The sequence below is a fragment of the Mycobacterium sp. IDUB_17 genome, from assembly GCF_055419465.1.
On the sequence record NZ_JBVAXS010000001.1, the window covers coordinates 487,531 to 503,499 of the forward strand.

The window sequence follows — 15,969 nt, forward strand, 5'->3', positions numbered from 1 at the left end:
GGCGGCCGCCGAAGACCATTGTAACGACAGTGTGGGTGTTCACCGTGCCGAGCGGCAAATTTCGGCACGTGACCGACCGAAAGCGGCAAAGTTACCCGGCGGTAGCCTGCGTGCCGGCGGGCTCCTGGTCCTGACTGGCCATGGCCGCGCCCACGATGCCGGCCGTGTTCAGCAAAGCCGCCGGAACGATCGGGGTGCGGATCTTCAGCAGTGGCAGCCACTTGTCGGACTTGCGGCTGATGCCGCCGCCTGCGATGAACAGGTCCGGCCAGATCGCGTTCTCGATCGTCACCAGCACCTTGTTGACCTCTTCGGTCCACCGCGCGTAACTCCACTCCTTGCGCTCCTTGACCGAGGATGCGGCGCGGTGTTCGGCCTCCTTGCCGTCCACTTCCAGGTGGCCAAATTCGGTGTTGGGCAATAACACACCGTTGTGGATCACCGCCGAGCCGATGCCGGTGCCGAAGGTCAGCAGCACCACGACACCGGAGTTGTCCTTGCCCGCCCCGTAGCGCTCCTCGGCAAGGCCTGCCGCGTCGGCGTCGTTGAGTACACGCACCGGCAACCCGCCGAGCGCGGCGCTGATCACCTCGGCGGCGTTCACCCCGATCCAGCCCTTGTCGACATTGGCCGCGGTGCGCACGACGCCGTCGGTGACGACGCCCGGGTAGGTGACGCCGACGCTGCCGGTCCAGCCGAACTCGGCCACCACCGCAGCCACCGTTTTCGCCACCGATTCGGGGGTGGACGGCTGCGGTGTGTCGAGCTTGAACCGCTCGCCGATGAGCTGCCCGGTATCGAGGTCGACGATGCCGCCTTTGATGCCGCTGCCGCCCACGTCGACGCCGAATCCGCGGCGTGGGGCTTCGGCGGCGGGAACCGGATCTGCCGCGGGTGCATCGGGTGCGGTCATGGGTGCTCCTTTGTGGGACAGGCGGTGAGCAGGCTGTCGGACAGGATGGGGACAAACCAAGGCGCGACCTCACCCTAGTCGTTGAACATCGCACCCGCGGGTGGTCTGACATCCACCGCGAAGCGACATTTCGGGCAGAAGATGCTGCGATAGGGCCATGACCGACAACAGTTTCGATGCTCCCGCCTTGCGGGTGGTGGCCGAGCAGCTGGCCACCGAAGCCGCCGAGTTCGTCGCCCGCCGCCGCGCCGAGGTGTTCGGCGCCGTCGAGCCCTCGGGCGGCCCGGTGGCTTCCGGTGCCGTGAGATCTAAGAGCACCCCGACCGACCCCGTCACGATCGTCGACACCGAAACCGAACGGTGGCTGCGCGAGCGGCTGGCGGTGTTACGGCCCGAAGAGGCGATCCTGGGGGAGGAGGAGGGCGGTCAGCAGGATGACCGCCCCGGGCTGAGCTGGGTGCTCGACCCGATCGACGGCACGGTCAACTTCGTCTACGGGATACCGGCCTATGCGGTGTCGGTGGCCGTGCAGTACGACGGGCGGTCAGTGGCCGGAGCCGTGGCCGATGTGCCTGCCGGTGAGGTGTACTCGGCTGCCCTGGGGCATGGTGCCGAGGTGGTGCGGAACGGGGTCCGGAGCCCGCTGCGGTGCAGCGGTGTCCAGGACCTGTCCATGACGCTGCTGGGGACCGGGTTCGCCTACGATCCCGGCCAGCGCGCGCGTCAGGCCGCGGTGCTGGCCCAGGTGCTGCCCTCGGTGCGGGACGTTCGCCGCATCGGCTCGTGTGCGCTCGACCTGTGCATGGTCGCCGCAGGCCGGTTGGACGCCTACTACGAAGAGGGCGTCCAGGTCTGGGACTGGGCCGCGGCGGCGCTGATCGCCGCAGAGGCGGGAGCGACGGTGTGGTTGCCGACCGCTCCCGGTGCCGAGTACGTGGCCGCGTCGGCGCCGGCCATCGCCGACGCCCTGCACGACGCGCTAGCAGGCGCCGGTATGGATCTTTGACAGCAGCGCGGAATCCGACGGCGCGGTGGCGTCGGGCCGCAGGCTGGCCAGCACGGCCTTGATGTCGTCGTTGCTGGCGAGCTCGCTGAACTCGGTGCCGAGCGCCAGATCGACCCCTGCGTCGGGCCTTTCGTCCTGGAACAGCTCGGTGCACGGGGCCACCAGCCACACGGCGGCGGCAGCGGTGCGTCCGGACGGGCCGAACCGGATCTGGCCCTGGCATTCCAGCCGCGTGCTGGCGTAGATCGGGTCGTTCGCCGCCTCGGGTTGGGCGAAGCCCAGATCGCGCAGTGCACCGGCCACCTCGCCGGCCTGGCCGCCCTGGCCGCTGGCGTTGAGGACCCGGATCCTGGTCTCGGCCAGCGGTGCCGGTGTGACGTCGGTCATGGCCGATCGGGCCACTTGCTCGCCGAGTTTGGGGGCAGCCGGATCGGTGGCGGGCGGCGGGTTACAGGCCGTGGCCTCGCGCACATCTGCGGGCTGATTGAGGGCGATGATCCAGACGATCATCGTCACCACCGCCAGCGCGACGAAGAGCACGATGCCGGGAACGAAACTGCGCCGACGGAACGGTCGACCATGCCGGTCGAAGGCGGTTCCATCGGTGATTTGCGCGACCACATCTGCACTCTAGGGGTAAAGGTGTTCGCTGACGCAGCAGTGCTCAGACGGTAGTGTGATGTAAATCACACTGAAACGTGTGGCAATACGGGCACGAATCATTTGGGGAATGCGTTCGACGCTGGTACAAAGCTCTGCTGCAAGGTAAGGGAGGGGACACAGACGATGGCTACCGACTACGACGCTCCACGGCGTTCCGAAGCAGACGAGGTTTCTGAGGATTCGCTCGAGGAGCTGAAGGCGCGGCGCAACGAGGCGCAGTCCGCCGTGGTGGATGTTGACGAATCAGAATCGGCCGAGTCGTTCGAGCTGCCGGGCGCAGACCTGTCCGGCGAGGAACTGTCGGTACGGGTGGTCCCGAAGCAGGCCGACGAGTTCACGTGCTCCAGCTGCTTCCTGGTGCATCACCGGAGCCGGCTGGCAAGCGAGAAGAACGGCGTGATGATCTGCACGGACTGCGCCGCCTGACGGCGGCTCAGCCGCTGCAGCTTGATTCGCGGCTCAGCCGCGGAGCGCACCCAGGACACGATCCGGATGGCGCGAACTGACGAGCCAGTACGGGGTGGGGTCATCCGGATCGTCGAGCACTACCAGCACCATCGGGCCCACCCAGGCCCGGTGTACGACGAAAGCGGCGGGATCGAGCTGACGACCCAGCGCGGCCGACTTGGCCGACCGCGGTACCTCCGCGGTCCGGGAGATGACGCTGGTCGGCAGGTGTGCGTCACCGACCCACAACTCGGTGTCGCCGGCGTTGTCGCGCACCACCTTCAACTCCGTCTTGCTGAACCACATCAGCACGGCCCCCGCCACGCCGAAGAGCAGCACGTAAGGCAACCACGCCGGAATCGCCGGCGCGGCCAGGCCGATCTCGAATGCGATCACCCCTGCCAGCACCGCAGCCGGCAGGGACCACCACCACGGGACCCACAAACGTTCGCGGTAGTGAACGCTTTGGGTGGTTGCGCGCGTGTCTGACACGCGGCTCAGAGTAATCTGTGACGTCGTGTCCACCTCTCTGGCGGTCGTCCGATTAGACCGCGAACTACCGATGCCCAGCCGGGCGCACGATGGGGACGCGGGCGTAGACCTCTACAGCGCGCGCGATGTCGAGCTGGCCCCCGGGCAACGCGAGCTCGTGCCGACCGGGGTTGCCGTGGCGATTCCGCACGGAATGGTGGGATTGATCCATCCGCGCTCGGGTCTGGCTGCCCGCGTGGGACTTTCGATCGTCAACAGCCCGGGCACGATAGACGCCGGTTATCGCGGCGAGATCAAGGTTTCGCTGATCAACCTCGATCCCGACACGCCGATCGTCATCAACCGCGGTGACCGGATTGCCCAGCTGTTGGTTCAGCGGGTAGAACTGCCCGAGTTGGTCGAGGTGACCTCATTCGACGAGGCGGGCCTGGCTGACACCTCCCGTGGCGACGGCGGCCACGGTTCCTCCGGCGGACATGCGAGTTTGTGATGGCATTCGGAAAGCGCAAGAGCAACGATTCGGCTGACGACTCGGCTCGTCAGAACGATGACGAGCAGGTTGTCGAGCAACCGGCACCAGTGGAGCAGGCCGACGACTTCGACGAGGGCTCCGACGACGGCCCGTTCGACATCGAGGACTTCGACGATCCCGAGGTCGCGGCACAGGGCCGGCTCGACCTCGGCTCGGTACTGATCCCGATGCCCGACGGCGGACAGGTCCAGGTCGAGCTCAACGAGGCCGGGGCGCCGAGCGCGGTGTGGGTGGTGACCCCGAACGGGCGGTTCACCATCGCCGCCTACGCGGCACCCAAGAGTGCCGGCCTCTGGCGTGAGGTGGCCGGCGAGCTCGCCGACTCACTGCGCAAGGACGCCAGCTCGGTGAACATCCAGGACGGCCCCTGGGGTCGCGAGGTGGTCGGCGCGGGTAACGGCGGCGTGGTGCGCTTCATCGGCGTCGACGGCTACCGCTGGATGGTGCGCTGCGTGGTCAACGGCGCCCCCGAGACCATCGACGCGCTGACCGAAGAGGCGCGGGCATCATTGGCCGACAGCGTGATTCGTCGCGGTGAAACGCCGCTGCCGGTGCGCACGCCGCTGCAGGTGGAGCTGCCCGAGCCGATGGCGGCTCAACTGCGCGCCGCAGCGCAACAGGCCGCGATGCAGCAGGCCGCCCAGCAGCTCGCCGCCGCGGCACAGGCGCTGCCGCAGGATCAGCCGCCGGCCGAGCCGGCGGCGCGCCGCAGCGTGCAGGGCTCGGCGATGCAGCAGCTGCGCACCATCACCGGCGGGTAGTACCCCCGCCCTCAACGCCCCACGGTGTCGCTCGCGGCCTCCTGCAGCGCCGCCAGGCATGCCGCACCCAGCACGCCGGTATCGACCCCCATCTGGTCGAGCGTGACCGACCGCAGCGCCGCCCGCGGCGCCGCGGTCACCCACTCGTATCCGACCTCGGCCGGATGCACGGGATCATCGGTGGCCACCGCGACGCCCATGGGTACCGCGAGTTGTTCGAGTTCGGCACTGCCGGGTGCGCGGTAACCGGCGGCTTCCTCCATCGCATCGGGCAGGGTCGGCCACTGGCCCACCCAGGAGCGGGCCAGTTCGTCGGCCAGCCACGGCGGGCTGGAGGCACGCATCTGCGCGACCGTGGCGGCCAACCCGTCCCGGCGCAACAGCTCCGCCGACTGCCGGGCCAACAGCGCGGCAGGGGCGTGCTGGGAGGAGCCCGTCCATGGCGGCAGGGCGGCCAGCACCGCCACGGTGTGGCCGGGGTGGTCCAACGCCCACCGGAGCGCCACGACGGCGCCGATGGACACTCCGCCGACCGCGATCGGGCCCGATCGGGCCGCGTCATCCAGCGCGTGCAGGTAACCCTCGACAAGCCGGTCCGGCGTGGGTGGTGGGGTCACCACCAGAGCTTCGGCGGCGTGCAACGCACCCGAAAATGCCCGGTAGACGTAGTTATCGTCGGACCCGGTACCGGGCAGCAGAACGGTTGGGACACCGCGCAGAATGACGCTCATCACACGATCGTGCCTGCCCCGTCAAATCCTCGGCGCGCCGACCCGTACCCCACGTGGCATTCCCTCAACAAGAGGTCTACCGTGGCCTTGGTTGGGCGGATTCACAGTGGATCTGCAGAAGGTCAGGAGAGGCCATGGCTACGGCCGAAGGGTATCTGCGCCGGCTTACGCGACGCCTGACGGAAGACCCCGAACAGCTTGATGTCGAAGAGCTCAGCGACGAGGCCGCCAATACCGGCGCGCTCAGGGCGATCGACGCGCAGCGCGGCCAGGAAGTGACGATGGTCGGCACTCTGCGCAGCGTCGAATGTAACGGCAAGGGGTGTTCCGGCGGTATCAAAGCCGAACTGTTCGACGGGACCGACACGGTGTTGTTGGTGTGGCTCGGGCAGCGCCGCATTCCGGGTATCGAGTCGGGCCGTACCCTGCGGGTGCACGGCCGGGTCGGCAAGCTGGAGAACGGCGCCAAGGCGATTTACAACCCCCGCTACGAAATCCAGAAGTGAGCCAGGCCGAAAAGAACACAGGCGACGCACCTCAGCCCCCCGAGAGTGATCCGGCGCCCACCCCTGCCCATGGCGGCGGCCGAGCGGTGCTCGACCAGATGGGCGGCATCAGCGGGCTGATCTATTCATCGCTGCCGGTGGTGGTGTTCGTCCCGGTTTCCACCACGTTCGGGCTGATGCCCGCGATCGCCGCCGCGCTCGGCGTGGCGACCCTGATCCTGATCTGGCGGTTGATCCGCCGAGAATCCGTTCAGCCCGCGGTGTCGGGGTTCTTCGCCGTCGGCGTCAGTGCCCTGATCGCCTACGTGGTGGGGGAGTCGAAAGGCTATTTCCTGCTTGGGATCTGGAGCTCACTGGTATACGCCGTCGTGTTCGGGGTGTCGGTGCTGATCCGGCGCCCGCTGGTCGGCTACATCTGGGGCTGGGTGAATTCACACGACCGGGCCTGGCGTGATGTCCGTCGGGCCGTGGTGGCTTTCGATGTCGCCACGCTCACCTGGGTCGCGGTGTTCGCATCGCGATTTCTGGTTCAGCAGTACCTCTATGACTCCGACCAGACGGGCTGGCTGGGCTTCGCGCGGATCGCGATGGGCTGGCCGCTGACCGCCGTCGCCGCGTTGGTGACCTATCTGGCCATCCGGGCCGCGCAGCGCGCCCTACACGCGCAGGACGCGGCTCAAAGCGCCGACTGAGCGCGGTACGCCGGGCTAGCGCGGCGCCGGATGCAGCAGCAGTTCCCGCAGTTCGTCCTCGGACTCGGTGACGGCCACGAACAACAGTTCGTCGCCACCTTCGAGGGGCTCATCGGATTCGGGCACGATCACCCTGGCCCCGCGCAGGATCGTCACCAGCGCGGTGTCACGGGGCAGGTCGAGACGCCGGACGGGACGTCCGCCCCACGGGGTGTCGTCGGGCAGCGTGATCTCGACCAGGCTGGCCTGCCCCTTACGGAACTCCATCAGGCGCACCAGATCACCGACCGCAACGGCCTCCTCCACGAGCGAGGCGAGCATGCGTGGCGTCGACACGGCCACGTCCACGCCCCAGTTCTCGTCGAACAGCCACTCGTTGCGTGGATCGTTGACGCGGGCCACCACCCGGGGCACCGCGAATTCGGTCTTGGCCAACAGGCTGACGACGACATTGACCTTGTCGTCACCGGTCGCCGCGATCACCACGTCGAATTCTTCGAGCTTGACCGATTCCATCACGGAGAGCTCGCAGGCGTCACCGAGCCGCCAGTGCGCGGCCGGGATGGCGTCGACGTCGATATGGTCGGGATTGCGCTCCAGCAGCGTCACGTCGTGATTGCTGTCGAGCAGCTCGCGGGCGATGGAGCGGCCGACGGCGCCGGCCCCGGCGATGGCAACTTTCATCAGTGGGACTCCAAGTCCTCGCTCGGCGGCAGCGCCGCGATGGCCAGTGCCTCGGCGATGTGCCCGGACACGGCGGCCGCGTACACCTGGTCGCCGGCCTGGATCACGGACTTCGGTTCGGGCAGGTAGCCGTTGCCGAACCGGATCATGAAGGCCACCCGGCCGCCGGTGGCGGCCTCCAGATCAGTGACCAGGTGCCCGGCCCAATCCTGGTGCAGCGGAAGTTCGGCCACGCCCACGTTGCCCGACGGATCCCGCCACTTGGTGGTCTCGGTCTCCCTGGTCAACACGTTGAGCAGTCGATCGGTGGTCCACGGCACCGTGGCCACGGTGGGGATGCCCAGCCGCTCGTAGACCGCGGCACGTTTGGCGTCGTAGATACGCGCCACCACGCGCTCGACACCGAACGTTTCGCGGGCCACCCGGGCCGAGATGATGTTGGAGTTGTCGCCCGAGGAGACCGCGGCGAACGCGCCGGCCTCTTCGATTCCGGCGCGCAGCAGCACGTCGCGGTCGAAGCCCATCCCGAGCACGCGCTCGCCGGCGAACTCCGGCGACAGCCGGTGGAACGCGGTGCTGTCACGGTCGATGACCGCGACCTCGTGGCCGATACGGGCCAGGCTGTCTGCGAGGGAGGCGCCTACCCGGCCGCACCCCATGACGACTACACGCACCCGACGGTCCTTTCCGGTGGCAGAAACGTGCTGTTGCACTGTCCGTGCCCTCGAACGCTACAGCTTTGTGACGACTTTTCCCTTTCGGGCTTAGTCTTGGCTCTCGTGTCCAAGCTTTCGACGGCGACGCGCCGGTTGGTACTGGGGCGGCCGTTCCGCAGCGACAAGCTCTCTCACACCCTTCTGCCCAAGCGAATCGCTCTGCCGGTGTTCGCCTCCGACGCTTTGTCGTCGGTCGCCTACGCGCCGGAGGAGATCTTCCTGGTGCTGTCGGTGGCAGGGCTGACCGCCTATTCCCTGACGCCGTGGATCGGCCTTGCGGTCGCAGGCGTCATGTTGATCGTGATCGCGAGTTACCGGCAGAACGTGCATGCGTATCCGTCCGGCGGCGGGGATTACGAGGTCGTCACCACGAACCTCGGGCCCACCGCGGGGCTCACGGTCGCCAGCGCGCTGATGGTGGATTACGTGCTGACAGTTGCGGTGTCGATGTCGTCGGCGATGTCGAACATCGGCTCGGCGGTGCCGTTCGTCGCGCAGCACAAGGTGCTGTTCGCGGTGGTGGCGATCCTGCTGCTGGCGTCGATGAACCTGCGCGGGTTGCGGGAATCGGGCACCGCGTTCGCGATTCCCACCTACGCCTTCATGATCGGCATGTACATCATGCTGGGCTGGGGCCTGTTCCAGATCTACGTTCTGGATCACCCGCTGCGCGCGGAATCCGCCGGTTTCGAGATGCGTCCCGAGCACGGCGAGGTGCTCGGCTTCGCACTCGTGTTCCTGGTGGCTCGGGCGTTCTCCTCGGGTTCGGCGGCGCTGACCGGTGTCGAGGCGATCAGCAACGGGGTGCCAGCCTTCCGTAAGCCCAAGTCGCGCAACGCAGCGACCACCCTGCTGCTGCTCGGGGTGATCTCGGTCACCTTGTTCATGGGGATCATCCTGCTGTCGAAGGCGACAGGAGTGCAGATGGCCGAACGGCCCCAAGAGCAGTTGATCGGTGCGCCGGCCGATTACCACCAGAAGACGTTGATCGCGCAGCTCGCCGACGCGGTGTTCCACAACTTCCCGGTGGGTCTGTACCTGATCGCGGGGGTCACCGCGTTGATCCTGGTGCTGGCGGCGAACACCGCGTTCAACGGGTTTCCGGTGCTGGGGTCGATCCTGGCCCAGGACCGGTACCTGCCGCGGCAGCTGCACACCCGCGGTGACCGGCTGGCGTTCTCGAACGGCATCCTGTTCTTGGCCTTCGCCGCGATCGCCTTCGTGGTGGCTTTCCGCGCCGAGGTGACGGCGCTGATCCAGCTCTACATCGTGGGCGTGTTCGTGTCGTTCACGCTCAGCCAGATCGGCATGGTCCGGCACTGGACCCGGTTGTTACGCACCGAAACCGATCCGGCGGTGCGGCGGCACATGATGCGGTCGCGGATCATCAACGCGGTCGGTCTGACGGCTACCGGCACGGTGCTGGTGGTCGTGGTGGTGACCAAGTTCCTGGCCGGTGCCTGGATCGCGATCCTGGCGATGAGCGCCCTGTTCGTGATCATGAAACTCATCCACAAGCACTACGACACCGTGGCCCACGAGCTCGAGGGGCAGGACGAGGGTGAAGACGGCGACATCGTGCTGCCCAGCCGCAACCACGCGGTGGTCCTGGTGTCGAAGCTGCACCTGCCGACCAAGCGGGCGCTGGCCTATGCGCGAGCGACCCGGCCGGACGTGTTGGAGGCGATCACCGTCAGCGTCGACGACGCCGAGACCCGTGCCCTGGTGCACCAGTGGGAGGACAGCGATGTCAGTGTGCCGCTGAAGGTCATCGCTTCTCCCTATCGCGAAATCACGCGCCCGGTATTGGATTACGTCAGACGGGTGACCAAGGAATCGCCGCGGACCGTGGTGACGGTGTTCATCCCGGAATACGTCGTGGGTCACTGGTGGGAACAGGTGTTGCACAACCAGAGTGCGTTGCGCCTGAAGGGCCGGCTGTTGTTCATTCCGAACGTGATGGTGACATCGGTTCCGTGGCAACTGAATTCGTCGGAGCGCTTGAGGGCGCTGCAGCCCCGGGTCACCCCGGGCGATGCGCGTAGAGGATTCCTGGAATGACGGAACTGACGCTGACCACGGGCCCGGCTGCCAACGGTGGCAGTTGTGTGGCCCGCCATGACGGGCGCGTAGTGTTCGTCCGGTATGCCCTGCCCGGTGAGACGGTGCGGGTCAACGTGTTCGACGAACGTGGATCGTATTGGCACGCAGAGGTTGTCGAGGTCGTCGAAGCTTCGCCGGACCGGGTTTCCTCGCTGTGCACGATCGCCGGGGTAGACGGTGCCGGATGCTGCGATCTGGCGTTCGCCGAGCCAACGGCGGCGCGGCGGCTCAAGGGCTCGGTGGTGGCCAACCAGTTGGCCCGGCTGGGCGGATTCACCTGGCGCGACGAGGAAACCGCCGTGGCCGAACCGGTCGGCACCGGTGAGGCCCGCGGCTGGCGGACCCGCGTGCGGTTGGACACCACCGCCGACGGCCGGGCCGGGTTCCACCGCTACCACAGCGCCGAACTGGTCACCGACCTCGATTGCGGACAACTGCCCGCCGAGCTGACCGACGGCCTGGCCGGGATGCGTTGGGCACCAGGGGCGCACGTGCACGTGGTGTTGGACTCCGACGGCCGCAGGCACATCGTGCAATCGGGCCCCAAGCCGGCCGGCGGTAAAGGCAGCCGCGCGGCCGGCCCCAAAAATGCCACCCGCGTCATCGAGGGCGATTACGAGGCGGTGCAGCGCGTCGGCGGACGGCAGTGGATGCTGCCGGTGACGGCGTTCTGGCAGGCCCACCGCGATGCAGCCGCCCTCTACAGCGGGCTGGTGGCCGAATGGTCCGGGCTGCAGCCGGGCATGACGGCGTGGGACCTGTACGGCGGTGCCGGAGTTTTCGCCGCGACGCTGGCCGAACATGTCGGGCCCGACGGTCGCGTGCTGAGCGTCGATACCTCGCGTGGGGCGTCGCGTGCGGCGCGCACCGCACTGGCCGACCTGCCCTGGGTCTCGGTGGTCACCGACTCGGTGCGACGCGCCCTGTCTGCCGAGTCGGGACGTCCCGACGTCGCGGTGCTCGACCCGCCGCGCACCGGCGCCGGCCGCGAGGTGATCGATGCGCTGGCCGACACCGGCGTGCCGCGGGTCATCCACATCGGTTGCGAGGCAGCGTCATTTGCCCGCGACATCGGGCTGTATCTACGGCACGGCTATACCGTGGAGGATCTGCGGGTGTTCGATTCCTTCCCGCTCACCCACCATGTGGAGTGCGTCGCGGTGCTGACCCGCTGATCAGGACGGGCGGCCCCGTTCACTCCTGGGCGTCGGGGCCGATCGTCGGAGTGGGGAAATGCGCATAGGTGGCCCGATTGCCGCCCTGGGCCCTCGACTGGTTCATCGCGGTGTCGGCAAGTGCCACGAGGGCGTCGACGACCTGCGGGGTGGGCAGTTCGGTCAGCGGGCGCAACTGGCTGCAGGCCGTGCCGATGCTGGCCGTCAGGCGCATGGGCGTAGTGGTGATGGCCATCCGGATCCGGTTGACCAGGGGTGAGGGGTCGTTGGTCTTGAACACGTCGGCGATCAGGAATTCGCTGTCGGACACGTGGGCCAGCGGGACTTTGTGGCGAACGGTCTCCCGGATGGCCTGGGCGACGGCAACCCGGGCATGGAACGTGCTGTGGCTGCCGTCCATGTCGCTCAGTAGCGCCATGTCATCGATGCCGACCGCCACGATCACCAGGTACTGGTCGTCGTGGCGGCTGTGGGACCCCAGCATCGTGGCGGTGTGCATGTCGAACGCCTCGCGGTTGAGCAGGCCGGTCAACGGGTCGATCTCGCCCGGGTGCTGGACCCGGTCGGGTTCGATCAACTCGACCGCCATCCGGCACAGCGCCGAGGTACTCAGGATCACGAGGAGCGCCACCAGCGTGCCCACGGCCCCCAGCCAGACATCCGTCAGCCCTACCCGCACGCCCAGGAAGGCCACCACCGCGCCGGAGGCCACCCAGGTCAGGTGCAGCACCCGGCGACTGTGCAGGAAGGCCGTATAGGCGGTGATCAGGCTTAACGAGCTGGAACCCATCAGCCCGACAACCGGGTCCACCAGCAGGATGCAGGTCGCCGCGATACAGGCGGTGCCGATGGACACGACGCTCCACGACTGGGTGCGGCTGGGCCACTGCCGCCGCCACCACCACTGCGCGAGGGTCAGGCCGCCGATGGCCACGGCCACAGCCACGTACTGGAGGCCGCCGTGCGGACCTTTCGGGCTGACCAGCAACAGCAGCGGGACCAGACTCAGTCCGATGATGGTGACCCCGACGAGGCGTTGCATCCAGATGCGCTTGCCCTGCGCAGCGAGCAGGGCAGTACGCGCGTAGTAGTTATCGAATGGACTCAACCCGCACCCCGGAGTAATCGACTTCGTCTAACACCCTACGTAATCATGATGGTCGGTGTTTTGCCGCCGGTTTGAGGCGCTGCCACGGACTTCGTCGGTATTTGCTCGTGTATTCCACCTGTTAGCGTGAACCGCAGGTGTGCCGGGAAGTCTGGTCGGCGTTCGATGCATGCTGACTCCAGGAGCCCGATGAACGATCGCCGTGAACACAGCACTCGACGCTTGCTGGCACGCGGGTCCTGGCCGGAGTGGCAGCGCGTGTCGGAGCTGCTGCGCACCGAGACGGTTGGCGGGGCGTTGCTGCTGATCGCCGCGGGCGCGGCGCTGGTCTGGGCCAATTCACCGTGGTCATCCGGCTATCACCGGCTCTCGGAGTTCGTCGTCGGCCCACAGTCTCTGCATCTGGACCTGAGTCTGTCGGCCTGGGCGGCCGACGGCCTGCTGGCGGTCTTCTTCTTCGTGGTTGGCGTGGAGCTCAAGCGCGAGTTCGTCGCGGGGGACCTGCGGGATCCGGCCCGCGCTGCGCTGCCCATCGCCGCGGCCGTGGGCGGCATGGTGGTGCCCGCGGCGATCTTCGTCGGGATCAACCTGTTCTCGGGCCATCCGGAGAACATCGACGGGTGGGCGGTGCCGATCGCCACCGACATCGCCTTCGCCCTGGCGGTGCTGGCCGTGGTGTCCACCCACCTGCCTGCGGCGCTGCGGATTTTCCTGCTGACGCTGGCGGTCGTGGACGACCTGCTGGCCATCACGGTGATCGCGGTTTTTTTCACCGACCACGTGGCGTTCGGGCCCTTGGCGGCAGCGTTGATCCCGATCGGGCTGTATGCGTTCGCGGTGCAGCGGGGCGCACGTCAGTGGTGGATCCTGATGCCGCCGGCCATCCTGGCCTGGGCGCTCGTGCATGCCAGTGGCGTGCACGCCACGGTGGCCGGCGTGGTCCTCGGTTTCACCGTTCCCGTGCTGGGCCGCCATGCGTCGGCCGAGCACTTCGAACACCTCGTACGGCCGCTCTCGGCAGGGTTCGCCGTGCCGGTGTTCGCGTTCTTCGCCGCGGGCGTGACGGTCGGTGGCTGGTCGGGCTTCGCAACGGCGTTGTCGCATCCGGTGACCATCGGGGTGATCGCGGGTCTGGTGCTCGGGAAACCCATCGGTGTGCTGGGAACCACATATTTGCTGGCCCGTTTCACCCACGCGAGCCTGGACGAGGATCTCGCCTGGCGGGATGTGCTGGGTGTCGCGATGTTGGCCGGGATCGGTTTCACGGTGTCGCTGCTCATCGGTGAACTGGCGTTCGGGCATGCGTCCGTGGCCGACGACGACGTGAAGATCGCGGTGGTCACCGGATCGGTGGTGGCAGGCCTACTCGCCTCGGTGGTTCTGGTTTCGCGCAATGCCGCATATCGCCGTATCCACCAGCTGGAAACCCTCGATGCCGACCACGACGGTGTGCCCGATGTCTATCAGCCTCGGCAGGACTGACTTCGGGATGCGTGCGTACACTGGCTGGATGCTTGAACAGGTCCGCGGTCCCGCTGATCTACAGCACCTGTCACAGTCCGAGCTGACTGATCTGGCACAGGAAATCCGTCAGTTCCTGATCCACAAGGTCGCTGCAACCGGCGGACATCTTGGCCCCAATCTGGGTGTCGTCGAACTCACCTTGGCGCTGCATCGCGTGTTCGATTCGCCGCACGATCCGATCATCTTCGACACCGGCCATCAGGCGTACGTGCACAAGATGCTGACCGGGCGCGCCCAGGATTTCGACACCCTGCGGTGCAAGGACGGTCTGTCGGGGTACCCGTCGCGCAGCGAGAGCGAGCACGACTGGGTGGAGTCCAGCCACGCCAGCACGGCCCTGTCCTACGCCGACGGTCTGGCCAAGGCCTTCGAGCTGACCGGACACCGCAATCGCCATGTGGTGGCGGTCGTCGGTGACGGCGCCCTGACCGGCGGCATGTGCTGGGAGGCGCTGAACAACATCGCCACCGGTGGTCGCCCGGTGGTCATCGTCGTCAACGACAACGGCCGCAGCTATGCGCCCACCATCGGTGGCTTCGCCGACCACCTCGCGGGTCTGCGCCTGCAGCCGGCCTACGAGCGGATCCTCGAAGAGGGCCGCAAGGCCGTGCGCGGGCTGCCCATCGTGGGCGAGTTCTGCTATCAGTGCATGCACAGCATCAAGGCCGGCATCAAGGACGCGGTGGCCCCGCAGGTGATGTTCACCGATCTGGGGATCAAGTACGTCGGTCCGATCGACGGCCATGACGAGCATGCGGTGGAGAGCGCGCTGCGCAATGCCCGCGGCTTCAATGCCCCGGTGATCGTGCACGTGGTCACCCGCAAGGGCATGGGTTACACGCATGCCGAGAACGACGAGGCCGATCAGATGCACTCGTGCGGCGTGATCGACCCCGAGACCGGGCTGGCCACCAAGGCGTCGGGCCTCGGGTGGACGTCGGTGTTCTCCGACGAACTGGTCAGGATCGGCGGCAAACGGCGCGACATCGTGGCGATCACCGCGGCCATGCCCGGGCCGACCGGTCTGAGTGCATTCCGGGATCGGTTCCCCGACAGGTTCTTTGACGTCGGCATCGCCGAGCAGCACGCCATGACCTCGGCGGCCGGGCTCGCCATGGGTGGCCTGCATCCGGTGGTGGCGATCTACTCCACGTTCCTCAACCGCGCGTTCGACCAGCTGATGATGGATGTGGCGCTGCACAAGCTGCCCGTCACCATGGTGTTGGACCGGGCCGGTGTCACCGGGCCGGACGGGGCCAGCCACAACGGGGTCTGGGACCTTTCGATCCTCGGCATCATCCCGGGCATCCGGGTCGCCGCCCCCCGCGACGGTGCGCGGCTCCGGGAAGAACTCGGCGAGGCGCTGGCTGTCAACGACGGCCCGACCGCCCTCCGGTTCCCCAAAGGTGATGTGGGCGACGACATTCCGGCAGTCGAGCGGCGCGGTGGCGTCGATGTGCTCGCCGTCCCGGCAACCGGTCTGAACCACGACGTACTACTGGTCGCGGTGGGCTCGTTCGCGACGATGGCTCTGGCGGTCGCCGAGCGACTGCGCAATCAGGGCATCGGTGTCACGGTGGTGGATCCGCGCTGGGTCCTGCCGGTCCCGGAGGCCCTCGGCGAGCTGGCCCGCGGTCACAAACTGGTGGTCACAGTCGAGGACAACGGTGTGCACGGCGGCATCGGTTCGTCGGTGTCGGCGGCGCTGCGCCACTCCGAAATCGATGTGCCGTGCCGGGATCTCGGTGTCCCGCAGGTCTTTCAGGAGCATGCTTCGCGTGGCGAGGTACTCGCTGAGATCGGCCTGACCGACCAGCACATCGCCCGTCGGATCACAGGCTGGATCGCCGCGATCGGTGCGTCGGAGGGCGAGCAGGAAGTCACGCATCAGGTGGACTAGCGTCCGGGCAGGATTG

Annotated in this window: 17 protein-coding genes; 10 read left to right on the forward strand and 7 right to left on the reverse strand. The window is 67.6% G+C overall.

The annotated features are described in order from the left end of the window. Positions 1-91 precede the first annotated feature (91 nt). Positions 92-913, reverse strand: coding sequence for a polyphosphate--glucose phosphotransferase (gene ppgK, locus ACZYZ7_RS02455; RefSeq protein ID WP_135453869.1), 822 nt, complete (start codon positions 911-913; stop codon positions 92-94). A 157-nt stretch (positions 914-1,070) separates the two neighbouring features. Between ppgK and ACZYZ7_RS02460 the strand changes: the two genes are divergently transcribed. Beyond that, complete coding sequence (locus ACZYZ7_RS02460; protein WP_450068961.1) at positions 1,071-1,919, forward strand: inositol monophosphatase family protein; 849 nt, start codon at positions 1,071-1,073, stop codon at positions 1,917-1,919. Here ACZYZ7_RS02460 and cei read toward each other — a convergent pair. Then, positions 1,893-2,540 (reverse strand): envelope integrity protein Cei, encoded by a 648-nt coding sequence (gene cei / locus ACZYZ7_RS02465; protein WP_135453871.1) that lies wholly within the window; start codon positions 2,538-2,540, stop codon positions 1,893-1,895. The genes ACZYZ7_RS02460 and cei overlap by 27 nt on opposite strands. 165 nt (positions 2,541-2,705) lie before the next feature. Between cei and ACZYZ7_RS02470 the strand changes: the two genes are divergently transcribed. Continuing rightward, complete coding sequence (locus tag ACZYZ7_RS02470; RefSeq protein ID WP_019344626.1) at positions 2,706-3,008, forward strand: DUF4193 domain-containing protein; 303 nt, start codon at positions 2,706-2,708, stop codon at positions 3,006-3,008. A 33-nt stretch (positions 3,009-3,041) separates the two neighbouring features. Here the strand turns inward: ACZYZ7_RS02470 and ACZYZ7_RS02475 are convergent, their stop codons facing one another. Beyond that, entirely contained in the window at positions 3,042-3,521 is a 480-nt protein-coding gene (locus ACZYZ7_RS02475; protein ID WP_135453872.1) for a DUF3093 domain-containing protein, read from the reverse strand. A 25-nt stretch (positions 3,522-3,546) separates the two neighbouring features. Here ACZYZ7_RS02475 and dut point away from each other — a divergent pair, with 25 nt between their 5' ends. Both dut and ACZYZ7_RS02485 read left to right on the forward strand, forming a co-directional pair. Then, the gene (dut, locus tag ACZYZ7_RS02480; protein ID WP_135453873.1) at positions 3,547-4,011 is read left to right on the forward strand and encodes a dUTP diphosphatase; all 465 of its coding nucleotides are present in this window, start codon (positions 3,547-3,549) and stop codon (positions 4,009-4,011) included. Further along, positions 4,011-4,814, forward strand: coding sequence for a DUF3710 domain-containing protein (locus ACZYZ7_RS02485; protein WP_450068962.1), 804 nt, complete (start codon positions 4,011-4,013; stop codon positions 4,812-4,814). Before dut ends, ACZYZ7_RS02485 begins: the two co-directional genes overlap by 1 nt. Before the next feature lie 11 nt (positions 4,815-4,825). On the opposite strand, the gene ACZYZ7_RS02490 is transcribed toward ACZYZ7_RS02485, so the two are convergent. Beyond that, positions 4,826-5,545: an alpha/beta fold hydrolase gene (locus tag ACZYZ7_RS02490; RefSeq protein WP_450068963.1), complete on the reverse strand. Its 720-nt coding sequence runs from the start codon at positions 5,543-5,545 to the stop codon at positions 4,826-4,828. A 134-nt stretch (positions 5,546-5,679) separates the two neighbouring features. Between ACZYZ7_RS02490 and ACZYZ7_RS02495 the strand changes: the two genes are divergently transcribed. After that, positions 5,680-6,051, forward strand: coding sequence for an OB-fold nucleic acid binding domain-containing protein (locus ACZYZ7_RS02495; protein ID WP_044517882.1), 372 nt, complete (start codon positions 5,680-5,682; stop codon positions 6,049-6,051). 98 nt (positions 6,052-6,149) lie between these two features. Then, the gene (locus tag ACZYZ7_RS02500; RefSeq protein ID WP_135459988.1) at positions 6,150-6,743 is read left to right on the forward strand and encodes a DUF3159 domain-containing protein; all 594 of its coding nucleotides are present in this window, start codon (positions 6,150-6,152) and stop codon (positions 6,741-6,743) included. A gap of 15 nt (positions 6,744-6,758) precedes the next feature. Here ACZYZ7_RS02500 and ACZYZ7_RS02505 read toward each other — a convergent pair whose 3' ends face one another. Both ACZYZ7_RS02505 and ACZYZ7_RS02510 read right to left on the reverse strand, forming a co-directional pair. Then, on the reverse strand, positions 6,759-7,427 hold the full coding sequence (locus ACZYZ7_RS02505; protein ID WP_135453876.1) for a potassium channel family protein: 669 nt from the start codon (positions 7,425-7,427) through the stop codon (positions 6,759-6,761). Beyond that, the gene (locus tag ACZYZ7_RS02510) at positions 7,427-8,101 is read right to left on the reverse strand and encodes a potassium channel family protein (RefSeq protein WP_135453877.1); all 675 of its coding nucleotides are present in this window, start codon (positions 8,099-8,101) and stop codon (positions 7,427-7,429) included. Before ACZYZ7_RS02510 ends, ACZYZ7_RS02505 begins: the two co-directional genes overlap by 1 nt. 105 nt (positions 8,102-8,206) lie before the next feature. On the opposite strand from ACZYZ7_RS02510, the gene ACZYZ7_RS02515 reads away from it, so the two are divergent. Further along, complete coding sequence (locus ACZYZ7_RS02515; RefSeq protein WP_450068964.1) at positions 8,207-10,204, forward strand: APC family permease; 1,998 nt, start codon at positions 8,207-8,209, stop codon at positions 10,202-10,204. Beyond that, a complete protein-coding gene (locus tag ACZYZ7_RS02520; protein ID WP_463740113.1) occupies positions 10,201-11,421 on the forward strand; it encodes a class I SAM-dependent RNA methyltransferase in 1,221 nt (406 codons plus the stop codon). The genes ACZYZ7_RS02515 and ACZYZ7_RS02520 overlap by 4 nt, the downstream gene beginning before the upstream one ends. A gap of 19 nt (positions 11,422-11,440) precedes the next feature. Here ACZYZ7_RS02520 and ACZYZ7_RS02525 read toward each other — a convergent pair whose 3' ends face one another. Next, the gene (locus ACZYZ7_RS02525) at positions 11,441-12,529 is read right to left on the reverse strand and encodes a GGDEF domain-containing protein (RefSeq protein ID WP_450068966.1); all 1,089 of its coding nucleotides are present in this window, start codon (positions 12,527-12,529) and stop codon (positions 11,441-11,443) included. Between the two features lie 189 nt (positions 12,530-12,718). Here ACZYZ7_RS02525 and nhaA point away from each other — a divergent pair, with 189 nt between their 5' ends. Both nhaA and dxs read left to right on the forward strand, forming a co-directional pair. After that, positions 12,719-14,011, forward strand: a complete 1,293-nt coding sequence (nhaA, locus tag ACZYZ7_RS02530) for a Na+/H+ antiporter NhaA (protein ID WP_463740114.1) — start codon at positions 12,719-12,721, stop codon at positions 14,009-14,011. 28 nt (positions 14,012-14,039) lie between these two features. Continuing rightward, positions 14,040-15,953, forward strand: coding sequence for a 1-deoxy-D-xylulose-5-phosphate synthase (dxs, locus tag ACZYZ7_RS02535; protein ID WP_450068968.1), 1,914 nt, complete (start codon positions 14,040-14,042; stop codon positions 15,951-15,953). The last annotated feature ends 16 nt before the right edge of the window (positions 15,954-15,969 follow it).